Origin of the sequence: Kribbia dieselivorans NBRC 106261 (assembly GCF_001552435.1) — a bacterium.
Taxonomy (GTDB): domain Bacteria; phylum Actinomycetota; class Actinomycetes; order Actinomycetales; family Dermatophilaceae; genus Kribbia; species Kribbia dieselivorans.
Genome location: NZ_BCRE01000056.1, coordinates 1 through 8,473 on the forward strand (window position 1 = coordinate 1; position 8,473 = coordinate 8,473).

The following is an 8,473-nucleotide window of genomic DNA, read 5'->3' on the forward strand; positions in this document are numbered from 1 at the left end:
TAGGGCGCGGCCGGTGGTCAGGGGCGGTGGGTCACCGATGGTCGGAGCGTCGTGACGCCGGGTCCGGTCAATTCACCCACCCGCGCGTCGCGCCCGGTCAGCAGGAGCAGCAGCGCGCCGATGGGGCCGGTGATCTCGACCGCCGGGGTCCCCTCCGGGCCAAGGCCCCCATCGACGCTCCAGTTCGTGTCGGTGGCGGTGAGGCGGTACCCGGCCATGGGCCGATTGCGGAACACCGCGTCCAGCCGGGTCCCGCGTATCGCCCAGACCCGACTCGCCGCTTCTGCCGTCGCGACGACCGGCATGTCCAGGTCCAGCCCGAGCGGGATGGCGATGTCCTGACCGTGCACGAGGATGTCGGTCAGGGTCTCGCGCGAGGTGACGAACGCGTTGTGGCGCCGCGAGCCGATGCCGGCGCGGATGCGGGCGACGATCTCCTTCGTCGGCAACGCGGCTTGCCGCACCGCGGAGTCGTGAATCGTCCGGTTGAGGTCCGCACTGCGCAGCAGCGACGGGTGACGCACCATGAAGCCGACCACGTCGCGCACGCGTTGCTGCTGCAGCGTCAGATGCGCCGCGACGTCCCGCACGGTCCACCCGTCGCAGAGCGAGGCGTGCTGCCACTGCGTCGGGTCGAGGCGGGAGAGCATGTCGACGGTGCGCCGGCGTTGGTCGTCGATCGCGGCCCAGAGGCGTCGTCGTCCATCATGATGTTCCTCCTGCGGTGACCACCGGTGGGTGCTCCCGCGTGCGCTTGAGTTCGAAGAAATCGGGGAAGCCGGCCAACAGCCTGACGCCCTCGAAGATCCGCACGGCCTCCTCGCCGTGTGGGAGGGAGTTGAGCACCGGGCCGAAGAACGCGGCGCCGTCGAGGTGGATGATGGGCGTGCCGGCTGCCTCGGCGCCGACCGATGAGACGGCGCGCTGATGGCTCAGACGGAGCGCGGGGTCGTCGACCGGATCGTCGAACGCCCCGATGAGGTGCTCGGGGAGACCGGTTTCCGCGAGCGCCTCGACCATCGCGGCTCGGCACTCCTGCGGGTCGGGGCGACCCCACGTGTGGAAGGTCCGGGTGCCGTAGGCGGTGTAGAGGCCATCGAGAACCTCGGCGCCGGCCTGCTCGGCCGCGGCCGAGGCCACGCGGGCCACCCCACCGACCTGCCGGAGATAGTGCGCATGCGCGTCGTCGTCGGGATCGTTCTCGTGGCTGAGCGCCAGGCTCATCACATGCCACCGCAGGTCGATGGGGCGACGCGCCCGCACCTCGAGCAGCCACCGCGTGGTGATCCAGGAGTACGGGCAGACCGGATCGAACCAGATGTCGACGACCGGGATGTGTGTCGTCATCGTCACCCTCCTTGGTACGGTGAGAAGTAGTTCATCCGTAGGACTAAAAATAGTCCTGCAGTCGTACTAATTCAAGGGGTGTGACATGGCACCGCGGCTCCCCACGGCGCTCCTCATGCAGATTGCCGCGCGATCGGCCGAGGACCGGATCGTCGAGGCGTTGCGGGCCGCGGGGTTCGACGACGTGACGCTGGCCCAGGGGCGGCTCATGGCCGGCATCGACGTCGAGGGCACTCGCATCGGAGTCCTGGCCGCGCGGGCCCAGGTGTCGAAGCAGACGGCCACGGCGCTGCTCGCCAAGCTGGAGCGCGCGGGGTACGCCGAACGGATCCCGGACCTCGACGACGGGCGGGCGACCCTGATCCGCCCGACGGCGCGCACGCTCGAGGCGATCGAGCACGCGCGCCGTCAGGAGGCCGAGATCGAGGCCGACTGGAGCGCCCACCTCGGACCGCGGCGCATGAAGCAACTGCGGGAGGCGTTGGAGATGCTGCGGGAGATCACCGATCCGTACTTCACCCCGATGGAGTGATGGATGCGCGTGCGCTATCGACCTCGATAGCCCACGCGCATCCATCCCTGGGCGAGGGGGCGTCAGGCGTCGACCGTCTCGCGGGCCTGCTCGCGCAGCGGGGCCTTGAGCACCTTGCCGGAGGCATTGCGCGGCAGGGCGTTCAGGATCATCACCTGCGTCGGCTTCTTGTACGACGCGAGGCGCTCACCGGCGAAGGCGATGATCTCCTCGCTGGTCGGAGCGTCGTTGGCGTCGCGCGGCACGACCATGGCGATCGGCGTCTCGCCCCACTTGTCGTGCGGCGCTCCGACGATGGCGACCTCGAGCACCTTCGGGTGATCGGCGATGACGCTCTCCACCTCGGCGCAGTAGATGTTCTCGCCACCGGAGATGATCATGTCCTTGAGGCGGTCGACGACGTAGTAGAAGCCGTCCTCGTCGACGCGCACGAGGTCGCCGGAGTGGAACCAACCGCCGCGGAACGCCTCGGCCGTCTGCTCGGGCAGACCCCAGTAGCCGAGCATCGTCTGCGGTCCGCGGTAGATGATCTCGCCGACCTCACCCTGGGCGACGTCGTCCAGGTTCGCGTCGACCACGCGGACGTCGACCATCGTGACGGGCCGGCCGATCGAGCCGATCTTGTCCACGGCGTGCTCGCCGGACAGGATCGTCGTGACCGGCGACATCTCCGTCTGGCCGAAGGTGCAGACGTTCATCACCCCCGGGAAGGCCTCGTTCATGGCCCGCAGGATGGCCGGGGTCGCCGGCGCCGCACCCCACGCGATGCAACGCAGGTTGAGGTCGCGATTGGCGATCGTCGGGCTCGCCGCAACCATCTGCCACTGCGTGGGCACGAGGAAGGCGTTGGTCACGCGCTCGGTCTCGATGAGGTCGAGGAAGACCTCCGGGTCGAACGCTCCGGTCGGCGTGATGACCGAGGTGTAGCCGAGGATGAGGTTCGGCAGCGCCGCTCCGAGGGCGCCGATGTGGAACAGGGGAGCGGTCACGGCGGCGATCTCATCGTCACCGAACAGCCGGAACGCCTGCACGAGCGTGACGGTTTGGGCCAACAGGTTCTCGTACGAGAGCATCGCGCCCTTGGGTCGACCGGTCGTGCCCGACGTGTACATGATCAGGGCACACGTGTTGAGGTCGGTCTGGGCCGGGCCGCCGGGGTGCAGGTCGGGGGCGGTGGCGGCCGTCTCGTAGGCGGTCGCGTTCGGGCTCGCCGCGGTCGGGTCGCCGACGACGAAGCACGGGCGCGCAGTGGTCTCGTCGGCCAACAGATCGGAGACGAGTGGGGCCAGGGCCTCTTCGACCACGAGGGCGGTGGGGTCGCAGTCCCCGACGAGGAACTGCACCTCCGTGGGCGCCAACCGGAAGTTCACCGGCACGGCGATGGCGCCGAGGAGATTCGTCGCGACGACGGTCTCGAGGAACTCGGGGCGGTTCGTCGTCAGGAGCAGGACGCGGTCACCCGCGCTCACGCCGGCGTCGGCCAGGGCGGTGGCCACTCGGCGGATGCGGTCATGAGCCTGCGCCCACGTCGTCGTCGCGCCCTTGAAGCGGAACGCCGGGGCGTCGGGTTGGTAACGCGCGTGCTTGGCGACCTGGTCCACCCAGGTCGGTCGGGTGTGGGGGTGCTCAGTGGTCGTCATGCCGGCTCCTCGTTGAGTCAGGTGCGTTGAGTCAGGTGCGTTGAGTCAGGTGGGTCGCGAGTCAGGTGCGTTGAGTCAGGTGGTCATGCACGTGCCCGTCGAGTGATGGATGCGCGTGCGCTATCGGGGTCGATAGCCCACGCGCATCCATCACTCAACGGGGGGAGGGGACTGGCGTCAGAGGCGCTCGATGATGGTGGCGTTGGCCATGCCGCCGCCCTCGCACATCGTCTGGAGGCCGTAGCGACCGCCGGTGGCCTCGAGGTAGTTGACCATCGTGGCCATCAGGCGCGTGCCGGAGCCACCGAGCGGGTGACCCAGGGCGATGGCACCGCCGCGCGGGTTGAGCTTGGCCAGGTCGGCGTTGAATTCCTTGGCCCAGGCCAGCGGCACCGGGGCGAACGCCTCGTTGACCTCGTACGCGTCGATGTCCTCGATCGACAGGCCGGAGCGCTCGAGGATCTTGTGCGTCGCCGGGATCGGGCCGGTCAGCATGATCTCCGGGTCGGAACCGGCCACCGCGAAGGAGTGGACGCGCGCCCGCGGGGTCAGGCCCAGGGCGGCAGCCTTCTCCTCGCTCATGATCAGCGCGGCGGAAGCCCCGTCGGTCAGCGGCGAGGAGTTGCCCGGCGTGATGACCCAGTTGATCTCCGGGTAGCGCTGCGCGAACGTGTCGTTCTGGAAGGCCGAGGGCAGGCCGGCCAGACCCTCCGCCGTGGTGGAGGCGCGCACGGTCTCGTCGACGGTGTGGGTGTTGCCCTCGCCGAGGTCGACCGGGACGATCTCGTTGTCGAACTCGCCGTTGGCCGCAGCCTTCGCCGCACGCTCGTGGGACGTGGCGGAGAACTCGTCGAGCTCCTCACGCGAGAAGCCCCAGCGCGAGGCGATGAGCTCGGCTCCGATGCCCTGGTGCGGCAGGCTCGGGAAGCGCTCGGCGAGCGGGCCGTGCGGGTCGCCGCCGGCGTTCGACGAGCCCATCGGCACGCGGCTCATCGACTCGACACCACAGGCGATCGCGATGTCGTAGGCGCCGGCCATGACACCCTGGGCGGCGAAGTGCAGCGCCTGCTGGCTCGAACCGCACTGGCGGTCCAGGGAGGTGCCCGGAACCGAGACGGGGAAGCCGGCGACGAGCGCGGAGGTGCGCGCGATGTTGAGGGCCTGGTCCTTGACCTGGGCGACACAGCCGGCGACGACGTCGTCGATCAGGGCCGGGTCGACGCCGGTGCGCTGCACGAGCGCGGTGAGGGTGGTGGCCAGGAGGGTGGCCGGGTGCACGCCGGAGAGCGCGCCACCGGGCTTGCCCTTGCCGGAGGCGGTGCGGACGATGTCCACGATGACAGCGTTGGTCATGATCAGCTCTTTCTGGTCAATGAAAGGGTGGAGGTGGAGGGGTCAGCGGGGGGCCATGCGGATGGCGCCGTCGAGGCGGATGACCTCGCCGTTGAGCATCGGGTTGCCGACGATTGCGGCCACGAGGTCCGCGTACTCGGACGGCTGGCCCAGGCGGCTCGGGTGCGGCACCTGCTTGCCGAGGGAGGTCTGCACGTCCTCCGGCAGCGAACCCAGCAGCGGGGTGAGGAACAGGCCCGGAGCAATGGTCACGACGCGGATGTGCAGGCTCGCCAGGTCGCGGGCGATCGGCAGGGTCATGCCGACGACGCCGCCCTTGGAGGCCGAGTACGCGGCCTGGCCGATCTGGCCCTCGAACGCCGCGACGGAGGCGGTGTTGACGATGACACCGCGCTCCTCACCGTCGACCTGGTTGGCGGCCATCGCGGTCGCGGCGAGGCGGATGACGTTGAAGGTGCCGATGAGGTTGACCTGGATGATCTTGGTGAAGGCGTCCAGGGGGAACGCGCCGTTCTTGCCGGTCGTCTTGATGCCGTTGCCGATGCCGGCGCAGTTGACGACGACGGAGAGCTTCCCGGCGTTGTTGGCCTGGTCGACGGCGGCCTGCACCGCGACCTCGTCGGTGACGTCGGCGCCGACGAACTCGACGGACTCGCCGATCTCCTTCAGGGCGGTGGTGTCGGCCGACGGCAGGTCGATGGCGACGACGCGGGCGCCGTCGGCGGCCAGACGACGAACGGTGGCGAGGCCCAGACCGGAGGCGCCTCCGGTGACGAGAGCGGTGAGGCCGGTGATCTCCATGGCAGATGATTCCCTTCAGATGATTGTGAGCAGGGTGCTCACATGAGATTATCGATCGCTAAGTCAGTAGTAAAGCACTGTCCCGAAGTCCCCACCTCAGAGAGTCCCGACCATGACGAACGACACGCGTACCGACTCGGTGCCCACAGCGGCCGGCGAAGCGGACACCGCGCAGGCGCCGGTGGCGATGGCCGGGACGCTCGAGCCGGAGGCGGCCCAGCTGGACCCGATCCTGACGGCGGCCCTGCACCACATCGCCCTGCATGGGTATCACGCCACCAGCGTGCGGATGATCGCCCGTGAGGTGGGCGTGACCGTGCCGGCGCTGTACTACCACTACGAGAACAAGCAGGCCATGCTCGTCGCCCTCCTCGACAGCAGTGTGGCGCTGGCCATCTCCTACGTCGAACGCGCCCTGGCGGCGGCCGGCACGGACCCCGTCAGCCGCCTGCAGGCGCTGGTCAAGGCGGTGGCGCTCTACTCCGCCCACCACCGCGATCTCGCGATCCTCGATTCGGAGCGCCGTTCGCTCACCGAGGAGAATCTCGCGCGCTACGCCGCGCATCGAGACTCCATCGAGTCGCGCCTGCACGAGATCGTCGAGGACGGTGTGGCGCAGGGCTTGTTTGCGACACCCGCTGCGCGCAACTGCGTGCGCGCCATCCTGTCGATGACCCAGGGGATCACCGGCTGGTTCCGCCCGGACGGGCCACGGACCGCCGAGGAGACCGCGCGCGACTACGAGCGGATCGCCTTGGCGGCCGTGGAGTACCGGGACCTCTGACGCGCCCGGGTCAGCGACCGGTCCAGACGGGCTGACGCTTCTCCGCGAACGCCTTCGGGCCCTCCTTGGCGTCCTCGCTGGCGAACACCTCGGCCTGCAGCGAACGCGACAGGGCCCACACGCTCTCGTCGTACGGGCTGCCCTCGTCGCTGGCGGCGCGCACGATCGCCTTGCTCGCGGCGACCGCGAGAGGTGCGTTCACGGTGATCCGTCGGGCCAAGGCCTTCGCGGCGTCGAGCACGTCCTCGACCGGAGCCAAAGAGGTCGCCAAACCCCAGCGCAACGCCTCCGCCGCCGGGATCGGATCGCCGGTCAGTGCGTACTCCATGGCCACCTTCTGCGGCATCTGGCGGGGGAGCCGGATGACCCCGCCCGCGGCCGCGATGAGCCCGCGCTTGACCTCGGGCAGGCCGAGCGAGGCGGTGTCGGCGAGGACGACCAGGTCGCAGGCGAGCACGATCTCCGACCCGCCGCCCAGCGCGATGCCGTTCACCGCGGCGATCACGGGGGTGCGCACGGCGTGATTGACCAGACCGGCGAAGCCCCACTCCGGGTGGCCGGCGGCGCCCACGTCACGACCCGCGCCGATCTCCTTGAGGTCGGCGCCGGCGCAGAACGCGCGTCCGCTGCCGGTGACGATGATGGCGCGCACCTCGGGGTCGGCGTCGAACGCCGCCAGGGCCGAGCCGACCGCCGTGGACAGCGCGGCGTTGACCGCGTTCATGGCCTTCGGTCGGTTGAGCGTGATGATCCCGATGCCGTCCTCGATCGTGGCCAGCGCGGCGGGCTCGTCGGTGGTGATCTGGGCCTGGTCCGGCGTGGTGGTCATGGGTGTGCCTCCATGGGCGTTGCGGCGAACGACTGAGTCCGCCTGATCCTGATGTCGAATGACCGTAAAACTAGGCAGTTTCGATTTGGGTGGTCAAACCCGAAGGCCTGCGAACAACCGCGCGCTCTCGTCAAAACACGCGCCGATGACCTCGGTCAGGACCGCGCTCTCATCGGCCAGCCACACCTCGTACGCCGAGATCGCCAACGCCAACGCGACCCGCCCGGCGACGGTCGCGACCTGCGAGCGCACCTCGACCTGCAGTCGCGCCGCGACGAACCGGGCGATCACGTCACGCCACGCGGTGTAGCGGAGCTCCGAATGGCCGAGCAGCGCCGGAGTCTCGAGCAGCAGCCGGATCCGCCGGCGGTGCGCCGCCTGCACCTGGGGCGGGTACGAGTTGAACGCGACGACGGCATCACGGATCGCCGTGCCGACGTCGGCATCGGCCGGCGCGGCGGCCAGATGGTCCTCGAATCCCGCCAAGCCGGCGTCGAACTGCCCCCAGAGGATGTCGTTCTTCGACGGGTAATAGCGAAACAGGGTTCGCCGCCCCACCCCGACCGACTGCGCGATGTCGTCCAACGTCGTCGCGTCGAACCCCTTCTCCTCGAAGAGGGCGAACGCCGCCTCCTCGATGGCGGCGTGGCTGGTGGCCGGGGGCCTGCCACTCGGGGACGGTCTCACCCGTCGAACGTACCAACCGCGGTTCGGCTCAGTGACGGCGCTCCGACTCGCGCTGGTTGATGAGCAGGGACTGCGCTGTGGTCGCGACCAGACCGTGCTCGTCGAAGATCCGCGCCGAGGCGACCCCCACGGCTCCGCCGGCGACCGAGGTCTGCGCGTCGAGGCAGATCCACTCGCCCACGGGTTCGCGCAGGAGGTGCACGGTCAGATCGGTGTTGAGGAAGTCCCAGTGCGCGATGTCGAGCGCGGCGCTGACCCCCGAGGACGAGTCGACGGCGGTCATGAGTCGCGCGCGCGGCGAGAGCGGCACACCGGGGAGCAACTCCGGACGGGGGCGCACCCAGCACACGGCCGGGCCGAGCTCCCGGATCGAGCCCGTGAGCCAGCGCCAGTCGACCGAGTCCATGTACCCCCGTCCCCAGGCCGGCGGAGCGTCGTGAATCTCACCCGCGCCGGGCGCCGACGGGGCCGCGCCGGCCGCCTCGGCGGGCAGGCCGAGT

General features: G+C 69.9%; 10 protein-coding genes. 2 read left to right on the forward strand and 8 right to left on the reverse strand.

The genetic code is table 11. The features are described from left to right. Positions 1–17 precede the first annotated feature (17 nt). Both KD1_RS05730 and KD1_RS05735 read right to left on the reverse strand, forming a co-directional pair. Positions 18–770 carry a maleylpyruvate isomerase family mycothiol-dependent enzyme gene (locus tag KD1_RS05730; RefSeq protein WP_306307011.1) on the reverse strand — a complete coding sequence of 251 codons (753 nt, stop codon included), beginning with the start codon at positions 768–770 and terminating at the stop codon, positions 18–20. Further along, positions 706–1,347 (reverse strand): mycothiol-dependent nitroreductase Rv2466c family protein, encoded by a 642-nt coding sequence (locus KD1_RS05735; RefSeq protein ID WP_068398839.1) that lies wholly within the window; start codon positions 1,345–1,347, stop codon positions 706–708. Before KD1_RS05735 ends, KD1_RS05730 begins: the two co-directional genes overlap by 65 nt. 85 nt (positions 1,348–1,432) lie before the next feature. On the opposite strand from KD1_RS05735, the gene KD1_RS05740 reads away from it, so the two are divergent. Next, entirely contained in the window at positions 1,433–1,879 is a 447-nt protein-coding gene (locus KD1_RS05740) for a MarR family winged helix-turn-helix transcriptional regulator (protein ID WP_068398843.1), read from the forward strand. A 62-nt stretch (positions 1,880–1,941) separates the two neighbouring features. Here KD1_RS05740 and KD1_RS05745 read toward each other — a convergent pair whose 3' ends face one another. The 3 genes from KD1_RS05745 to KD1_RS05755 form a co-directional block, all read right to left on the reverse strand. After that, on the reverse strand, positions 1,942–3,519 hold the full coding sequence (locus KD1_RS05745; RefSeq protein ID WP_068398846.1) for a long-chain-fatty-acid--CoA ligase: 1,578 nt from the start codon (positions 3,517–3,519) through the stop codon (positions 1,942–1,944). A 177-nt stretch (positions 3,520–3,696) separates the two neighbouring features. Beyond that, a complete protein-coding gene (locus KD1_RS05750; RefSeq protein WP_068398849.1) occupies positions 3,697–4,872 on the reverse strand; it encodes a thiolase family protein in 1,176 nt (391 codons plus the stop codon). 42 nt (positions 4,873–4,914) lie between these two features. Then, positions 4,915–5,673, reverse strand: coding sequence for a 3-hydroxyacyl-CoA dehydrogenase (locus KD1_RS05755; protein ID WP_068398852.1), 759 nt, complete (start codon positions 5,671–5,673; stop codon positions 4,915–4,917). Positions 5,674–5,785: 112 nt separating this feature from the next. Here KD1_RS05755 and KD1_RS05760 point away from each other — a divergent pair, with 112 nt between their 5' ends. Further along, positions 5,786–6,457 (forward strand): TetR/AcrR family transcriptional regulator, encoded by a 672-nt coding sequence (locus KD1_RS05760; RefSeq protein WP_217995804.1) that lies wholly within the window; start codon positions 5,786–5,788, stop codon positions 6,455–6,457. 10 nt (positions 6,458–6,467) lie between these two features. Here KD1_RS05760 and KD1_RS05765 read toward each other — a convergent pair whose 3' ends face one another. The 3 genes from KD1_RS05765 to KD1_RS05775 form a co-directional block, all read right to left on the reverse strand. After that, positions 6,468–7,286 (reverse strand): crotonase/enoyl-CoA hydratase family protein, encoded by an 819-nt coding sequence (locus KD1_RS05765; RefSeq protein WP_068398858.1) that lies wholly within the window; start codon positions 7,284–7,286, stop codon positions 6,468–6,470. A 93-nt stretch (positions 7,287–7,379) separates the two neighbouring features. Continuing rightward, positions 7,380–7,973 carry a mycofactocin system transcriptional regulator MftR gene (gene mftR, locus KD1_RS05770; RefSeq protein WP_068398861.1) on the reverse strand — a complete coding sequence of 198 codons (594 nt, stop codon included), beginning with the start codon at positions 7,971–7,973 and terminating at the stop codon, positions 7,380–7,382. Positions 7,974–8,001: 28 nt separating this feature from the next. Beyond that, positions 8,002–8,473: thioesterase family protein (locus tag KD1_RS05775; protein WP_169795346.1), on the reverse strand; the 472-nt coding region annotated here is incomplete at its 5' end.

Bases quoted from the DNA above. Each gene is read 5' to 3' on its own strand.
- KD1_RS05765 (WP_068398858.1), bottom strand. From the start codon at position 7,286: ATGACCACCACGCCGGACCAGGCCCAGATCACCACCGACGAGCCCGCC.
- KD1_RS05755 (WP_068398852.1), bottom strand. From the start codon at position 5,673: ATGGAGATCACCGGCCTCACCGCTCTCGTCACCGGAGGCGCCTCCGGT.
- KD1_RS05750 (WP_068398849.1), bottom strand. From the start codon at position 4,872: ATGACCAACGCTGTCATCGTGGACATCGTCCGCACCGCCTCCGGCAAG.
- KD1_RS05735 (WP_068398839.1), bottom strand. From the start codon at position 1,347: ATGACGACACACATCCCGGTCGTCGACATCTGGTTCGATCCGGTCTGC.
- KD1_RS05740 (WP_068398843.1), top strand. From the start codon at position 1,433: ATGGCACCGCGGCTCCCCACGGCGCTCCTCATGCAGATTGCCGCGCGA.
- KD1_RS05760 (WP_217995804.1), top strand. From the start codon at position 5,786: ATGACGAACGACACGCGTACCGACTCGGTGCCCACAGCGGCCGGCGAA.
- KD1_RS05745 (WP_068398846.1), bottom strand. From the start codon at position 3,519: ATGACGACCACTGAGCACCCCCACACCCGACCGACCTGGGTGGACCAG.